The organism is Paenibacillus terrae HPL-003 (assembly GCF_000235585.1).
GTDB classification, from domain to species: domain Bacteria; phylum Bacillota; class Bacilli; order Paenibacillales; family Paenibacillaceae; genus Paenibacillus; species Paenibacillus terrae_B.
Map to the genome: position 1 here is coordinate 4076380 of NC_016641.1, position 15957 is coordinate 4092336.

The window sequence follows — 15957 nt, forward strand, 5'->3', positions numbered from 1 at the left end:
GCCTCCCTGAATCACTATTCAGAGAGGCTCTCTTTTTTCTTGGATTAAAGTTTTACGATTTTGTAGATGTTCTCGCGCGGTTGATCAAGGTCTGCGCCTTGTTCAATACCTTATTGCGCGCCCCTTTATTTTTCATCAGATACGCAACACCCATTCCCAATGCCGCTACGACCCATTTTTTATTCTTCATGATTCATGCCTCCTTATGCTCATGTTGTCATAGCTAACGATTTAAAATCATCCAAAATGTGAATTGATGAACGGGATTTCACGATTTAGTGCTTCATTGCGCCCGTTCCGCATAACTATGATTTTACCCTTTCCATCAGATCCTACTCGTTCCTTCGGCCATGAAACGATTACCACTGCCTATTCACGTTTAATGGATATTATCAAGTATCCTGCCGCAATGGCTTCAGATGCACATGACAGGGAGGTCTTTGTTATGAGAAAGAAGGAAGTAGTTGCCATGCTGCTCGCTGGCGGACAAGGCAAAAGACTCAAGGGACTGACCCGCACACTTGCCAAACCGGCTGTATTTTTTGGAGGAACCTACCGTATCATTGATTTTCCCCTCAGCAATTGCACTCATTCCGGTATTGATACCGTGGGCGTACTGACCCAATATGAACCGCTGGTGCTTCATTCCTATATCGGTGTAGGCAGCGACTGGGATTTGGACCGCCTGGATGGAGGAGTTTTTGTTTTGCCTCCCCACGAGAAGGAGAATGGAAACAACTGGTATCGAGGTACGGCGGATGCTATTTATCGGAATCTGCATTTTTTGGATCAGTACGACCCGGAGCATGTACTCATTTTGTCAGGAGATCACATTTATAAAATGGATTACAGTCGCATGCTCGACTATCACAAGGAAAAGGGAGCAGATTGCACCATTTCCGTCATCGATGTCACGATTCAGGAAGCCAAAAGATTCGGGATTCTGAACGCCGATGAAGATTTGAAAATATACGACTTTGAGGAGAAGCCGGAGCAGCCGAAAAGCACGCTGGCCTCCATGGGCATTTATTTATTCAAATGGGAGGTGTTGCGCCGATATCTGCTGGAGAGCGCGAGCGATGCTGAATCCTCGCATGATTTTGGCAAGGATATTATTCCGTTACTGCTCCAGCATGGGCGGTTGCTGTATGCGTATCCGTTTGCCGGATACTGGAAGGATGTAGGCACCATTCAGAGCTTGTGGGAGTCCAACATGGATCTGCTGGCTCAAGACCCGCCGCTGGATCTGAACGACCCTTTCTGGCGCATCTATACCCGTAGTCCTAATCAACCGGCTCAGTATATCACCCAACGGGCGATTCTAAAAAACAGCATCGTGAATGAAGGCTGCGTGGTGGATGGAGAGGTCAGGCATTCTGTGCTATTTTATGGAGTTGAGGTAGGCGAGGGGAGCGTTATTACCGAATCTGTCATTATGCCGAACGTCAAAATTGGCCGCAATGTACGTATTCACCGGGCCATCGTGAGCGAAAACATAATCATTGAAGACAACGCGGTCATCGGATCTGAGGGCAGCTCGGATGAAATTATTTTATTCGATCAGGAAAGCCAGCTTCATGCACGAATATAACCCGGATAAGGACGGTGTCCGCTATGAGCCGACTCATTGGAGTCATCAACCTGGATCACGAACTGGATCAGTTGAAGGAATTGACCTATTTCCGGTGCGGGGCCGCAGTTCCCTTTGCCAGTCGATATCGGCTCATTGATTTTACCTTATCCAATATGATGCATGCAGGGGTGCATGATATTGCACTGTTCATCCGCCGCAAATACCGATCACTGCTGGATCATCTGGGTGAAGGTCGGCCTTGGGATTTGGACCGCAGACGGGGCGGGCTGTTTATTTTGCCACCGGACTGGAATGATCCGACGGATGCATCCCTTGGAGATTTGCAGCATGTACACAACAATCTGGACTTTTTTCATCGCTCATCAGGTCAGACGATTGTTCACGCCGGAACCCAGCATGTCAACAAGGTTGATATTGAGGATGTATACCGTTACCATCGGGAGAAGAATGCGGATGTCACCCTTGTGTACAAACAAATAGAACAGCTCGAATCTGAGCACGCTCCCTGTGTTCGGCTGGAGATTGATGAGGACGGACGGGTGACGGGTATCCATCAGGAGCAGGATCATCATAATATTTATCTGGAAATTTTCGTGATGGACAAAAGTCTTTATCTCGATCAGGTGAAGCATTGCATTGCTCATCAAGATAACCATTTTTTCCGGGATGCCATTCAGAAAAATCCAAGCGGTCTGCGCATTTATGCATATCCCTATGAAGGCTATCATGCAGTGATTAATTCCATTGAGAGTTACTATAAAAACAGCATGAAGCTGCTGGATCAGCAGCAGTATCAAGCACTGTTCCAGAACCAGCCGGTGCATACGAAAATCAAATATGAAGCTCCGACCCGCTACACGGACACCGCTGAGGTGGATCATTCGCTTATTGCCAATGGCTGCACGATTGGGGGGAAGGTTGAGAACAGCATCCTTTTTCGTGGGGTACGGGTGGAGAAGGGCGCACGGGTTAGCAACTCAATCATTATGCAGAAATGTGTCATCCGTAAAGGCGCAGTGGTGGAAAATGTGATTTTGGATAAGGATGTGCAGCTTTCACCGGATCGTACCTTGATTGGAGACGCCAGAGTCCCCTATGTCATTGCCAAAAATAGTGTGATTTAAAAGTATGATTTAGCATTTAAAACGGAAATAACAGGAGGTCACACCTTTGTTCAGCAATAAGGAAGCATTTAAGCAGGCTTTTCGAGAGCAACTGGTCGGAAGGCTGGGCAAGCCGATGCAGGAAGCTCAGGCAGAAGACGTATACAAGGTTTTGGGCGGTATGATTCGCGAACAAGTCGGCAAGAACTGGGCTGAAACGAACCTAGCCTATAAAGAAGGACAAGAGAAGCAGGTCTATTACTTTTCGCTGGAGTTTTTGATAGGCCGTCTGCTGGGCAGCAATTTGTTGAATTTGGGCGTGCTGGGTATGGTACGGCAGGCACTGGGAGAGCTGGGCTGGAACCTGGAAGAGATTGAAGAGCAGGAGGCGGACGCGGGGCTGGGCAATGGCGGTCTCGGCCGTCTGGCCGCTTGTTTCATGGATTCATTGGCATCCCTTGGCTACGCAGGACATGGTTGCGGCATCCGTTATAAGTACGGTCTGTTCGAGCAGCGCATTGTGGATGGAAACCAGGTGGAGCTGCCGGATTATTGGCTGCAAAAAGGAAATGTTTGGGAGGAACGCCGTCCTGACAAGAAGGTCGAGGTTCAGTTCTGGGGACATGTGGAAACTCGGGAGGAGGGTGGTCGTCTTGTTTTCGAGACACAGGATGCCGAAACGGTCTGGGCCGTTCCATACGATATTCCACTGGTGGGCTACGGACATGCGCAGGTGAATACGTTGCGGATCTGGAGCGCGGAATCAGCACTCGACCCTGTCCGAGGGCCGATTCGAGGCGAGGGCGGTTACTACCGCTTTCTCGACTATAATCGCTCGGTGGAATCCATTTCGTCGTTCCTGTACCCGGATGATTCGAATTATGAGGGCAAGCTGCTTCGCTTGAAGCAGCAGTATTTCCTGTGCTCGGCCGGCTTGCAAAGTATTTTGCGGACGTTTGAAAAGCTTCGGCTGCCATACACCCAGTTGCCTGACAAAATAGCGCTGCATATTAACGATACACATCCGACGCTCGTTATACCGGAGCTTATGCGTATTTTAATGGACGTGAAGGGCTTGGGCTGGGACGAAGCGTGGGATATTACAACGCGGACGGTTTCATATACGAATCACACGATATTGAGCGAGGCGCTGGAGCAATGGCCTGTCAATATGGTGCGGGAGCTGCTTCCACGTGTTTTCTTGATCATTGAAGAAATGAACAAGCGCTATTGTGCCATGCTACTGGAGCGCTATCCGGGTCAGGACATTAAAATTGGGGAAATGGCGATTATTCATGGTGAACAAATTCGTATGGCCCATTTGGCGATCGTCGGCAGCTACAGTGTTAACGGGGTGGCTGCGCTGCATACGCAAATTTTGAAGGAGCGGGAGATGAAGGCTTTCCACGAGCTGTACCCCGGCCGTTTTAACAATAAAACGAACGGGATTGCCCACCGCCGCTGGCTGATGCACGCGAATCCCGAGCTGGCAAGCTTGTATGATGAAACGATAGGCACGCGCTGGAGGACCCGTCCACGCGAGTTGATCGACCTGCTTCGTTACAGCGGGGACGAGTCGTTCAAGGAACGGATACAGGCGATTAAGCGAAATAATAAAGTCAGGCTCGCCGAGCATGTTTTTGCTAAACAGGGCGTGCGACTGGATACGTCCTCGATTTTTGATGTGCAGGTCAAACGACTGCATGGATATAAGCGGCAACTGCTTAATATTTTGCATGTGATGCACGTATACAACCAGCTCAAACATAATCCTTCCCTGGATGTGGTGCCGCGTACGTTTATTTTTGGAGCTAAAGCTGCTCCCGGCTATTATCTTGCCAAGCAGACGATTAAGCTCATTAACAACGTAGCGGACACGATCAATCGGGATGTGGATGTCAGGGACAAGCTGAAAGTCGTTTTTCTGGAAAATTACTCAGTTTCACTGGCCGAGCTGATTATTCCTGCGGCTGATGTCAGCGAGCAAATTTCCACGGCAGGCAAGGAAGCTTCGGGCACCGGGAACATGAAATTTATGATGAACGGTGCACTCACCCTGGGTACGTTGGACGGAGCCAATGTAGAAATGCATGAAATGGTGGGCGATGCCAATATGTTCATTTTCGGTATGAAGGTGGATCAGATCGAGGCGTATTACCAGGACGGACAGTATTCAGCACGCAAAACAGCCAACAGCGACGAACGGCTGCGTGAAGTGCTGGATCAACTGGTGAACGATGCTCCTTTTACGCGGCATGAACGGGAATTTGAGGCTATTTATCAATCCCTGATCGATCACAATGACGAATACTTTGTGCTCAAGGACTTTGCGGCGTATGTAGATACTCAGGTGCATATCGAGCAGGTGTATCGGAATCCGTCTGAGTGGGTGCGGCGTGTTATTGTAAACATGGCACACTCGGGAAAATTTTCCAGTGATTGCACAATTCAGCAGTACGCGGCCGATATTTGGAACATTGTACCTCTCCAAAACGATGTCAACAAGCGAATCTTGTCCTAAAACGGCGAAACAGGCGGAATGGCATTGCTTTTCGAACGCTGAGGGTTATAATGACAGTATAGACATAAGTAAGGATGGGTAGGTGTAAATACTCATTCCTGAACTTGAATTGTACTGTTGAAGGAGTCCTCCTATTGATAAAACTCAATCCGAATAGGCTCAAACCTAACCAATCGAAGAAGAAATATAATATGTTTCAAAATATATGGCGGGCGATTCGTCTGAATTTCATCAAGCTGCTGCGTGCGCCGGGTGGAGTGAAGAAAATCTCTCTGGGCTTTGCCATTGGCTTCGCTTTGGAGATGATTGTTATCTCCACGGCTTCGTTGGTATATCTCGTGTTTTACCCGATTGTCCGGCTGTCTGGCGGCTCGTTGCCTGCGGCAATTGTAGGCAATGTTGTAGGTAAGCTGACCTTTTTGCCGATTGTACTGATGCCGTTCGCCAAGCAACTGGGAGCTTGGATTTATCCGTCCCATTACCCGGTACATGTCCGGGGAGGCAGGCTCCACGAACATTCCTTTATGGAGCTGTTTCATGGCAACTGGTCTGTATTCAGAGACTTGCTGCATGGAGGACTGCACATTCTGATTGGCATGTCGATTTTCGGTGTGGTGCTAGGAATTATCTCGTATTTTGTCATTCAAGTACTGTATAACCGTTCGCTGCACAAACGGCTGGAAAAGCGGAAATTGCGTCATGGCGCAGCCTTTTCAGCAGCCAGACTGTTGAAAAACGGATAATATAGTGATGAAGAAGCTCCTTGAGCCTATGAACTAGGCCTGAGGGGCTTCTTTTGGCTTGTCTGTGATGGAGACAGTATCAGCTTAGCTATATTGTTGGCTACGTAGAATGATGAGCTGAAAATTATAGTGGTAAGGCTAAAAGGTTTAATTTATCTTTATGTTTGTTGTTTACAAAAAAATCACCCTGCTCTTTTGAGAGAACAAGGAGATTTTTTATGGTAGCCGTTTATTTAAATTAAATTATCGAATCGGTTTCAATGATTGAACCTCGGACTCAGATAATCCGCTCGCTTTAGCAATGACTTCAACCTCAATACCTAAAGACAGCATGTTCCTTGCAATTTCAATAGCTTTTTGACGTTCACCCTTGTTTAATCCTTCTTCCAGGCCTCTAGCTAAACCTTCCTCTAGGCCTTTCTTCAGACCTTTTTCCGTGGCCCACTCAATCATGGAGGCTTCGTCGTGTAGGTATTTTTGACGTTCCTCGTACAAACGCCGCACCTCCCGATCCTGGCTTAGGAACTCCAGTGTATCCATCGCTTTTTTTAAAGTTGGTTCATTCACGGTAAGCACCTCCCAGTTAGATTTGTCAGCCCCTTTCAGAAAGAGCAGCCAATTAATTAAGCCGCCTTCCATTGGAACAGACGTGTCATTTACCTTTGATAATTCCATAAAATGTACCTCGAGGTCATCACTTAGCTCAATTCCCGTATGATCCTCCCGTAAATGAAACACATTATGATATCGATCATTTGGCAGAAAGGAATAGTTTAGAATATTAATGGTGACACATTTTTTGAGTTCTTTGTAGGTTTGTCGTTCTTGTAACTGACCCGAATATCTTTTGTTCCAATAAAATAGGGTTCTTTTTTCAATATCATATTTGTTAAATAGCTGCATTTCGACGTTAATATGCTTGCCTGTTGCCGTTTTGGCCCAAATGTCAAAAATGGATTGCTTATCAAGTGGAGCATCTTTATCCGTATAGGGATTCAGCAAAATGATTTCAGTTAATGGCGGCTCGCCTGACTCCGCGAAAGTACGATTAAGAAAGCCAAGAGTACATCTTTATTGTCTTCACTGCCAAAAATACGTTTAAACACAAAGTCATTTCGGGGGTCCAGTAGCTCGCTCATTTGAGATCATCTCCATTCCCATTTATTATATCATGCACCCGGCATATTATTGAAGGTGAGCTTGTCAGTTTGTACACCATAATTGGCTTCATTCGCTCGAATCGTTTACAATACGTGTGCATACAACACTGGACGACAGGTTAATGTACATACAAGGAGTGGTGAAGTTGCGGAAGATATGGCAAATCTACTTAACAGACTGGAAAAATGTATTCAAAGTATCAACCGGGACTTTATTGGTCATTGGTATCATTCTCTTGCCTTCGGTCTATGCATGGGTGAATTTGAAAGCAATGTGGGATCCTTATGCGAATACATCTGGTATTAAAATTGCAGTAACGAGTCAGGACCAGGGTGCTGAGGTGAACGGGAAGAAGATTAATATCGGTGATGAGGTTTTGCATAACCTTCAAAATAATAAGAAACTGGGCTGGACCTTTGTCAATGAAGCGGAAGCGCGAAAAGGTGTACTGAACGGAGATTATTACGCAAGCCTGCTGATTCCAAAGGATTTTTCCGAAAAAATTACGAGCGTACTCACGGAAAATCCGCAAAAGCCGGAGATTGATTACGCCGTCAATGAAAAAATCAATGCGGTCGCACCGAAAATTACATCTTCGGGAGCAACTGCTCTGACGAATCAGATTAGCCAGAACTTTATTGAAACCGCCAGTCAGGCCGTGCTAACCAAGTTAAAGGAAGCCGGGGTGAAGCTGGAGGAGGAGCTGCCAACCATTCGCAACATTGAGAACCGGGTGTTGGAGCTGAACAACCGACTGCCGGATATCGACAGGTTAGGCAAGCAGGCAATCGAGCTGGAGCAGAATTTGCCGAAAATTAAGGCACAGGGACAAAAGATCATCGCATTGAAGGAGAAAATCCCTGAAATTAACCGTGCTGGCGAGCTGGTGCTCAAAATTGAAAAAAACTTGCCTGAGCTGGACAAGGTGGCTGCGGTTATTTTGGATATACAAAAAAGGCTGCCGGATATTCAAAAGGTCGGGGATCGAATCGTGGAGCTGGATCAAAATTTCGGTAAGGTAGAAAGCGCATTAGCTACGGCATTGGAGGACACGCAAACAGCGCTCAAGGTCATTAATGCCGCACAAAAAGCGTTGCCGGAAGTACAAAAAATTGCGGATACGGGCAAGGATTTTACAAACGGATTGCTTGACTTTCTGGATAAAAATGAAAGTGCGCTTGATTCAGTCGGAACGGTGGTCAAAGAGGATTTACAGTTGGTACAGCAAATGGCAAATGAAGTTTCGGAGATAACAGGGATCATCCGCGGTGTTGATTTTGATCCTAAAGCAGCACAGACTGCGGTGAAACGGGTTAGCGGAAGACTGACTACTGCCGTGGGAGTGCTGGATCATATTTCTCAATTGTTGTCCCGTGTGAACGGATATTTGCCGAGTCAGCCGCTGGATTTGCTCATTTCCCGTGTGAGCGGTGTAGAGGACCGTTTCCGTCGTTTGAATAGCACGGTTACAAGCATCGGGGATGCCATTCAGCGCGGTGAGAAGCCTGCACAAAATCTGCTGGATAATGCTGACCGCCTTGCTGGAGAAATCAGCAGCGGGATTGACAGCATTTTGGGCAACTATGATACGGAATACGCACCAGCCATTCAAAAAGCGTTGGATCAAATGAAGACCGTTGCCCGCAATTCTGCGAATGTACTGAATACGGCCCAAGAGCAGCTGCCGAATATTGGAAAAATATTAAACGACGCTCAGGCTGCCGCACAATTCGGTCAGGAAGAACTGACCCGTCTCCAGCAGGATCTGCCGCAATACCGGCAAAAGTTGCATGAAGCGGCTACGACGATTCAGGGACGCATGGGCGAGTTTACGAATGCTGTAAACAAAGCAGCGGACTTCGTGAATAACGATTTGCCAGCAGTTAAAAGTAAAATTCATCAGGCGGCGGATTTTGTGCGCAACGATTTGCCGAAGGCGGAGCAGCAGTTTGTCAAAATGGCTGACCTGATTGAGAACAAGTTTCCTGAGGCAGAGCACGCGGTGCACCAGGTAGCCAACTTTGTGAGAACGGATCTTCCTGCTGCTGAGGATTCCATACGTCAGGCTGCAGACACGATTCGCAAGCTCAAAGGTGAAAATGCCCTTGGACGGGCCATTGCGCTGCTCAAGGGGGATGTGAAAAAGGAGAGCGATTTTCTCGGTAGTCCGGTTTCATTGAAACAGGAGCGGATTTATCCAATTCCGAACTATGGTTCTGCGATGTCGCCTTTTTATACCACATTGTCGATTTGGGTAGGTGCGATGCTGCTGGTGTCGATGTTCAGGGTAGATGTGGAAGCCCCGGAAGGTACATATAAAAGCTACCAGGTGTACTTCGGACGGCTTATGACGTTCTCCACTATCGGTATATTTCAGGCGCTTAGCGTGTCGCTCGGTGACTTGTTCCTGCTCGGGGCATATGTGGATGCCAAAGTGTCATTTGTACTGTCCTCTATACTGATCAGTCTCGTATTCACAGCTATGACCTATACACTGGTTTCCGTGTTTGGCAATATCGGTAAGGGGCTGGCGGTTATCTTGCTGGTGCTTCAGTTCTCCAGCTCAGGAGGCACATTCCCGATTGCAACGAGCACGCCGTTTTTTCAAGCGTTGAATCCGTTCGTTCCTTTCACCTATGCGGTTAGTCTGTTACGGGAAACGGTAGGGGGGATGCTGCCTTCGACGGTGACACGAGATGTGGTGATGCTGTTTGTATTTATCGGGGTTTGCTTCCTGTTTGGATTGGTATTTAAGAAGCCGCTCAGCAAGTATACGAAGAAGATGGCTGAGCGAGCGAAAGAGACGAAATTGATTCCTTGATTGTTAAAAAAGAATGAGTTACGGTGGATGGAGAGAGCGCTCCGCGAAGGATTTGATCTTACGATCGCTGTTGCCACGGGATTCTTTGGATTGGATAGGACATGAAAAGGTAAGAATCCCGTGGCAAAGGCGACCGCTCCGCTTCTCCAGATTCAAATCCTCCGCTCCGCTGGGACACCGCCGTAAAGTCACTTTCTTTTTAACATACGGCGGGTAGTATGAGGGGGGATGGCCTCGCGCTGACTGCTTCGGCAGGGTGTGGGGCTTTTTTGTTTGCGCTAAATAATACATTTCTATTTCAGGGTGTTTCAAGGTGGTGTTTTTTGGTGAATAAGTTGAGTATGGTCTTTTTTGGCGTGGAATTTTTGCGGAATTTTAAAATCCTTAGGCAAAGGCGGGAGGCAGTATGGAATATTCATACTTGGGAAAGTCAGGCTTGAAGGTTAGTCGATTATGTCTGGGCACGATGAATTTTGGACCGGAAACCGAAGAAAAGGATGCGTTTAAAATAATGGATGCCGCGCTGGACGCGGGCATTAATTTCTTTGATACAGCCAATGTATATGGTCATGAGCGCAAAGGGTGGACGGAGGAAATTATCGGACGCTGGTTCCAGCAGGGTGGCGGAAGACGCGAGAAGGTCGTGCTGGCGACGAAGGTATACGGGGATATGAAAAATGAGAACGACGGACCGAATGCGGGATCAGGTTTGTCAGCTTACAAAATTCGCCGCCATTTGGATGCTTCTCTGAAACGTTTGCAGACCGATCATATCGAGCTGTATCAGATGCATCATATTGATCGAAACGTGTCATGGGATGAGCTGTGGGGCGTATTCGAGTCGGTTGTGGATCGGGGACAAGTCGATTATATCGGTTCCAGTAACTTTGCGGGCTGGCATATTGCTGTGGCGCAGGCCGAAGCGAAGGCACGCCGTTTTTTGGGGCTTGTATCCGAGCAGCATTTGTATAATCTGAATGAACGTTCTGCTGAGCTAGAGGTACTACCTGCTGCTCAGGAGCTGGGACTCGGCGTTATTCCATGGAGCCCGCTGGCTGGGGGACTGCTGGGACGTAATGCATTGGCAGGCACAGGCTCGCGTAGCGCACGTTCCAAGGAAAAGATTGAACAGAATCGTGGGAAGCTGGAGCAATTTGCAGCATTGTCCCGCGAGCTGGGCGAAAAGCAAGATGTGATTGCACTGGCTTGGGTGTTGTCTCATCCAGCCGTAACGGCTCCGATTATCGGCCCACGGACATTGGATCAACTGGAGGATGCTCTGCGTGTGCCTGAGGTCAAATTGAGCGAGGATGTGCTTACCAAGCTGAATGAGATTTTCCCTGGCCCCGGCAAACCTGCGCCGGAAGCCTACGCTTGGTAATGTAGTATCCTTCCTATCGAAGTACCATTTGTGGAAGCGAAGTGAGCTTTGACGATGAGTGCTGAGTGACAAGAAGCGAATCGCAAAAAAGCAGCAGATCAGGGATAATATCCTGGATCTGCTGCTTTTTACTAATTGTCCTGTCAAAACCTAAACGATAAGCGATCATGAACAGCATAATCCTGCGCTAAACGTGATCTGTCTTTTTGGGCATCATCCGAGGGATGATTTTCTTATCATGTGTACTATAACTGTGCAGAATCATGCCGAGGATAACGATGAACATACCGATCCATGATAAAAGGGAAGGGACCTGTATAGATAAAAAGATCATTTTACGATTACCTAGTGGATAGGCAAATGAAGCGAGTACGACAGGCAGGATACCAAATAAAAAATCTTGAGCAGAAATGGATTGCGACTGTTCGATTTGCATGAGAATAATACCGAGTAAAATAACCAAAGACAACATAAGTCCCTGAATGGGGATTTTCCCTCGTACTTTTATAGGACCGTTCTCCGTTTGCACAATTTCAGAAAATAACGGGACAAGCAATGAGCCGGAAATAATAACTTTTTATGATTCATTTCAAGGGTTTCTTCGCAGTTGACAAGGCGAAAGAGATCATGTATATTACTGAATGCTAATGTTTAATAGTAATTATTACGATTTAAATATGGTGAAGATGAGTCTATATTAAAGGGAGCGTACCACCAATGAATAAGAAAGTAATACCAGTAACGGTGCTGAGCGGATATTTGGGGGCAGGAAAAACAACGATTTTGAATCATGTGTTAAACAATCGAGATGGAATGAAAGTGGCCGTGATCGTCAATGACATGAGCGAAGTGAACATTGACGCCGAGCTGGTAAAAAAAGAAGGTGGCTTGTCCAGAACAGAAGAGAAACTGGTTGAGCTGTCCAACGGCTGTATTTGCTGCACATTGCGTGAAGACCTGTTGCTGGAAGTCAAGAAGCTGGCGGAACAAGGCGAGTTTGATTATATTTTAATCGAATCCACAGGGATCAGCGAACCTGTGCCTATCGCACAAACCTTTACGTACGCCGATGAAGGGACAGGCATTGATTTGGCTTCCCTGGCAAAGCTCGATTGTATGGTGACTGTGGTCGATGCGAACCGTTTCTGGCATGATTTTGAATCGGGAGAAACGCTGTTGGATCGTCAACAGGCTACGGGAGAAGACGACACGCGTGATATTTCGGACTTACTGATTGACCAGATTGAAACCTGTGATGTACTGATTCTGAATAAATGCGATTTGGTTGAGCCTGCGGAGCTGGATAAACTTGAGGGTGTGCTGCGTAGATTGCAGCCTGAAGCCAGAATCATTCGTACTTCCAAGGGACAGGTCGCTCCTTCGGACATTTTGAACACGGGATTGTTTAACTTTGACAAGGCCAGCCAATCGGCCGGATGGATTCGTGAGCTGGAGCTAGAAAGCCATACACCGGAAACGGACGAATATGGCATCAATTCCTTTGTATATCGCCGCAGAAGACCGTTTCATCCTGCGAGATTGGCTGAATTTATGAGCTATTGGCCAGAGGAAGTCGTTCGGGCCAAAGGATTGGCCTGGATTGCCACCCCTCAGGATTGGGCGGCCAGTATCAGCCAGGCGGGGCCCTCCATTCAGTTTGGTCCTGCTGGAAGCTGGCTCGCAGCGTTGTCCGAGGAAGAACGTCAGGAGATTGTCGCGGCTGATCCAGAAGCTCTGGACAATTGGGACGAGCAATGGGGCGACCGCATGAACGAAATTGTCATGATTGGTATCGGAATGAATCAATCAGGACTGGAAGAAGAGCTGGATGAATGTCTGCTGAACGATACTGAGATGAACATGGACTGGTCTGACTTTGAAAATCCCTTGCCATGGCCGACACACGACAATTCTTCGTCTTTGAATTAAACAGGATAATAGCTATTAATGTATTGATATTAGTGAATCCATTCAGCAATGAAGTCCATACACTTTTTGGCGGCTGGAGCCATGTTCTTCAATGAGGCAGCAGCGATACCAATGGAACGTAAATAGGGCCCATCCAAAGGTCGAATACAAAGTTCATAAGGGTTTTGAACTAAAATCATTTCCGGAAGAATACTTATGCCCAGTCCGTTTTGCACCATAGCCATAATGGCATGATCATCTTCTAATTCATATTTGATTTTCGGAGCAAGCTTGTGCTGAGAAAAAATTCTCCGTACATCGGTGTCGCAGCCAGAAGCAGGCATAATGAAGGGCTCATCGAGGAGTTGATCCACACGGATGGCTGTCTGCTCCCGAAGCATGTGATTAGATGGCAGTACGCACAGCATTCTTTCTTTTTTTAGCGGCAGTACTTCCAGTACGTCTAAAGTAGGCAGATTAACGAAGCCAAAATCAGCTTCTCCGCTGGCTATCCACTCCTCAATCTCATGGTAGTTACCGTCGAGCAGTTTCAGTTCAATAAGTGGGAACTGCTCGTTAAATTGATGGATAATACCGGGCAACCACTGGATGGATACACTTGAAAACGTACCTATCTTTACGGTTCCGGTCTCCAGTCCTTTGATTAGAGCGACCTCTTGATAAAGTCTTTCGTTCATTTGTACGATCTCTCTGAAATGCTTCATCAGACGTTCTCCGTTGCTGGTCAATTTGATGCCGGAACGTCCTCTTATTAGAAGAGTCAAACCCAATTCATGTTCCAAACCGGAAACAGCATGGCTAATGGCGGATTGTGTAAGATTAAGAAGTTCTCCTGCTTTGGTGAAGCTTCCTGTTTCTACTACGCTAAGAAAGATCTTATATTTAAACAAATTCATGTGTCCTCCTACGTTGAATGAAATATATTCATACATAGTATCATATATATTCATTTTTTTTATCTTAGTCTTGTGGTTATAATCGAACTTGAGGATGTTGCAAAATCCTGACTTAAGAAAAAAAGATGATAATTATTTCATTTCTGGGAGGTACCTATGAATTCAATTGCAAAAACGCCACAGCCCCCTTATTATGCTGCTATCTTTACTTCTGAACGTACTGAAGGAGATGGCGGATATGGAAAGATGGGAGACAAAATGGAGGAACTGGCTGCCGAACAACCTGGTTTTCTGGGCGTGGAAAGTGTTCGTGACCAAAACGGAGTAGGCATCACGGTTTCCTATTGGGAGTCCTTAGACGCTATAAAAAATTGGAAGCATAACGAGCTGCACAAGGTAGCACAGGAGAAAGGGAAAGCCGAATGGTATAAAACGTTTGGTTTAAGGGTGAGCAAGGTAGAACGAGATTATTTTTTTACAATATAAAATAGTTGAAATGATTAAAGCCAAAGGGAGCGCCTATTCAGCCATTTATGGCCTTGAAGACGCTCCCTTTGGGTTACCATGCACGTATGCTGATGTCATATACGTATGTGCTCAGGAGTTAGACGAATTTACCGGTTGCATTTCCTGAATAGCTTCCTTTAAGTTGTGTGAGCAGAGCTCATATAGCTGCTTTCTTTGCTGTTCACTGGAATTCAGGGCCAGCTTTTGCAGCTCTGTTGTACATTGTTCCAGCAGCGTCAGCACGGCTTGATTAGAGTCCTGTACCTTGGACATCTGTACGTTATCACTGTATTGGTCAATGTATAATTCCCCTTGCGCGAAGAATACGTCTTTGACCGTCAGGCTCTTTTCTTTCAGCTTTGCATCCAGCCATTGTTGAGTAATTCCCATGTATGCCATTTGCTGCTCCATAACTAGTCCATCCATAATAATGGCTGTTGGTTCCTTCTCCGGCAGCTGCAGCATATTGAGATCCTTAAGCGTCACTGGCTGCTTGTCTTTGGCCAGCAGCACGTTGATCTCACCGCTGGTCTCCATAATAGCAAATTCCACGTCAGACACCTTGAATACATTTTTACTCCGCAGCTGCTCCATGAGCTCATCGATCGTAAGCCGTTCCTTTCGCATATTATCCTCTAAAATTTTGCCGTCTTTGATCAGGGTAGTGGTCTTTCCATCGGTAAAATCTCTGATTTTCTTGCTTTTAATTTGCAATATTTCAATGACAAATGTTGTCAGGACCCATACTGCCAAGGCTATAAAGCCCAAGTACCAAGTGGATTCTCGCTCCATAGGAATGGTAGCGACCAGATTCCCTATCGTGATTCCGGTTATTTGTCGTTAAACGATTTAAATACTTGCCAGTATACAAAGGAACTATAGCATTAAAATTTTCTATCGATGCATTATCAATGTCTATTACGCAGGCGATTGACGGAAAGGGGGGAGCAGGATACATTATAACTATAATTCTCATTTAGTTCATCGGGATTATAAACATTAAGTTTACGGAGGTATGTATATGTCATCCAAACCTAAAGTTGTATTGTGGAGTAAAACTGGCTGTCATTTTTGTGGAGAGATCAAATCGTATCTGGAATCCCAAAATCAGCCTTATGAAAATATTCAAGTGGACGGAAATGATGCCCTGCGTGACGTGCTGGAGACTAAATATGGTGTTCGCTTTGTCCCTGTTGTTGAGGTAGGCGGGGATAACAAATATGAAGCGCTGCTCAACCCGGATCTGGAAGAGCTTGGGAAAGTGCTGGAAAGTTACAATCAAGCGGTATAAGCCGAAGGAT

At 46.5% G+C, this 15957-nt stretch carries 12 protein-coding genes and 2 pseudogenes; 9 read left to right on the plus strand and 5 right to left on the minus strand.

The window, feature by feature from the left end; all coding sequences use genetic code 11:
- Positions 1 to 52 precede the first annotated feature (52 nt).
- Positions 53 to 190 carry a hypothetical protein gene (locus HPL003_RS29265; protein ID WP_014281271.1) on the minus strand — a complete coding sequence of 46 codons (138 nt, stop codon included), beginning with the start codon at positions 188 to 190 and terminating at the stop codon, positions 53 to 55.
- Positions 191 to 445: 255 nt separating this feature from the next.
- On the opposite strand from HPL003_RS29265, the gene HPL003_RS18625 reads away from it, so the two are divergent.
- The 4 genes from HPL003_RS18625 (at position 446) to HPL003_RS18640 (ending at position 5961) form a co-directional block, all read left to right on the plus strand.
- Positions 446 to 1591: a glucose-1-phosphate adenylyltransferase gene (locus tag HPL003_RS18625; RefSeq protein WP_014281272.1), complete on the plus strand. Its 1146-nt coding sequence runs from the start codon at positions 446 to 448 to the stop codon at positions 1589 to 1591.
- A 23-nt stretch (positions 1592 to 1614) separates the two neighbouring features.
- Positions 1615 to 2718, plus strand: coding sequence for a glucose-1-phosphate adenylyltransferase subunit GlgD (glgD, locus tag HPL003_RS18630; RefSeq protein ID WP_014281273.1), 1104 nt, complete (start codon positions 1615 to 1617; stop codon positions 2716 to 2718).
- Positions 2719 to 2764: 46 nt separating this feature from the next.
- A complete protein-coding gene (locus tag HPL003_RS18635; protein WP_014281274.1) occupies positions 2765 to 5218 on the plus strand; it encodes a glycogen/starch/alpha-glucan phosphorylase in 2454 nt (817 codons plus the stop codon).
- A 191-nt stretch (positions 5219 to 5409) separates the two neighbouring features.
- Positions 5410 to 5961, plus strand: a complete 552-nt coding sequence (locus tag HPL003_RS18640; protein WP_014281275.1) for a DUF2062 domain-containing protein — start codon at positions 5410 to 5412, stop codon at positions 5959 to 5961.
- Between the two features lie 243 nt (positions 5962 to 6204).
- Here HPL003_RS18640 and HPL003_RS18645 read toward each other — a convergent pair.
- Positions 6205 to 7100: pseudogene (locus HPL003_RS18645) on the minus strand (Rpn family recombination-promoting nuclease/putative transposase).
- A 167-nt stretch (positions 7101 to 7267) separates the two neighbouring features.
- Here HPL003_RS18645 and HPL003_RS18650 point away from each other — a divergent pair.
- Both HPL003_RS18650 and HPL003_RS18655 read left to right on the plus strand, forming a co-directional pair.
- A complete protein-coding gene (locus HPL003_RS18650) occupies positions 7268 to 9943 on the plus strand; it encodes a YhgE/Pip domain-containing protein (RefSeq protein WP_014281278.1) in 2676 nt (891 codons plus the stop codon).
- 406 nt (positions 9944 to 10349) lie between these two features.
- A complete protein-coding gene (locus tag HPL003_RS18655; RefSeq protein ID WP_014281279.1) occupies positions 10350 to 11324 on the plus strand; it encodes an aldo/keto reductase in 975 nt (324 codons plus the stop codon).
- A gap of 187 nt (positions 11325 to 11511) precedes the next feature.
- Here the strand turns inward: HPL003_RS18655 and HPL003_RS28225 are convergent.
- A pseudogene (locus tag HPL003_RS28225) lies at positions 11512 to 11895 on the minus strand (multidrug resistance efflux transporter family protein); the annotation flags it as partial.
- Between the two features lie 146 nt (positions 11896 to 12041).
- Between HPL003_RS28225 and HPL003_RS18665 the strand changes: the two are divergent.
- Positions 12042 to 13253, plus strand: a complete 1212-nt coding sequence (locus HPL003_RS18665; protein ID WP_014281281.1) for a GTP-binding protein — start codon at positions 12042 to 12044, stop codon at positions 13251 to 13253.
- Between the two features lie 29 nt (positions 13254 to 13282).
- Here HPL003_RS18665 and HPL003_RS18670 read toward each other — a convergent pair whose 3' ends face one another.
- A complete protein-coding gene (locus HPL003_RS18670) occupies positions 13283 to 14149 on the minus strand; it encodes a LysR family transcriptional regulator (protein ID WP_043922440.1) in 867 nt (288 codons plus the stop codon).
- A 156-nt stretch (positions 14150 to 14305) separates the two neighbouring features.
- Here HPL003_RS18670 and HPL003_RS18675 point away from each other — a divergent pair, with 156 nt between their 5' ends.
- Positions 14306 to 14635: an antibiotic biosynthesis monooxygenase family protein gene (locus HPL003_RS18675; protein ID WP_014281283.1), complete on the plus strand. Its 330-nt coding sequence runs from the start codon at positions 14306 to 14308 to the stop codon at positions 14633 to 14635.
- 111 nt (positions 14636 to 14746) lie between these two features.
- Here the strand turns inward: HPL003_RS18675 and HPL003_RS18680 are convergent, their stop codons facing one another.
- Positions 14747 to 15448, minus strand: a complete 702-nt coding sequence (locus HPL003_RS18680; protein ID WP_238533395.1) for a DUF421 domain-containing protein — start codon at positions 15446 to 15448, stop codon at positions 14747 to 14749.
- 229 nt (positions 15449 to 15677) lie between these two features.
- On the opposite strand from HPL003_RS18680, the gene HPL003_RS18685 reads away from it, so the two are divergent.
- The gene (locus HPL003_RS18685; protein WP_014281285.1) at positions 15678 to 15947 is read left to right on the plus strand and encodes a glutaredoxin family protein; all 270 of its coding nucleotides are present in this window, start codon (positions 15678 to 15680) and stop codon (positions 15945 to 15947) included.
- The last annotated feature ends 10 nt before the right edge of the window (positions 15948 to 15957 follow it).

What these genes read in the sequence shown, in the direction of transcription:
- HPL003_RS18685 (WP_014281285.1), top strand. Translation starts at nt 15,678, where the DNA reads ATGTCATCCAAACCTAAAGTTGTATTGTGGAGTAAAACTGGCTGTCAT.
- HPL003_RS18680 (WP_238533395.1), bottom strand. Translation starts at nt 15,448, where the DNA reads ATGGAGCGAGAATCCACTTGGTACTTGGGCTTTATAGCCTTGGCAGTA.
- HPL003_RS18670 (WP_043922440.1), bottom strand. Translation starts at nt 14,149, where the DNA reads ATGAATTTGTTTAAATATAAGATCTTTCTTAGCGTAGTAGAAACAGGA.
- glgD (WP_014281273.1), top strand. Translation starts at nt 1,615, where the DNA reads ATGAGCCGACTCATTGGAGTCATCAACCTGGATCACGAACTGGATCAG.
- HPL003_RS18640 (WP_014281275.1), top strand. Translation starts at nt 5,410, where the DNA reads ATGTTTCAAAATATATGGCGGGCGATTCGTCTGAATTTCATCAAGCTG.
- HPL003_RS18655 (WP_014281279.1), top strand. Translation starts at nt 10,350, where the DNA reads ATGGAATATTCATACTTGGGAAAGTCAGGCTTGAAGGTTAGTCGATTA.
- HPL003_RS18665 (WP_014281281.1), top strand. Translation starts at nt 12,042, where the DNA reads ATGAATAAGAAAGTAATACCAGTAACGGTGCTGAGCGGATATTTGGGG.
- HPL003_RS18675 (WP_014281283.1), top strand. Translation starts at nt 14,306, where the DNA reads ATGAATTCAATTGCAAAAACGCCACAGCCCCCTTATTATGCTGCTATC.
- HPL003_RS29265 (WP_014281271.1), bottom strand. Translation starts at nt 190, where the DNA reads ATGAAGAATAAAAAATGGGTCGTAGCGGCATTGGGAATGGGTGTTGCG.
- HPL003_RS18625 (WP_014281272.1), top strand. Translation starts at nt 446, where the DNA reads ATGAGAAAGAAGGAAGTAGTTGCCATGCTGCTCGCTGGCGGACAAGGC.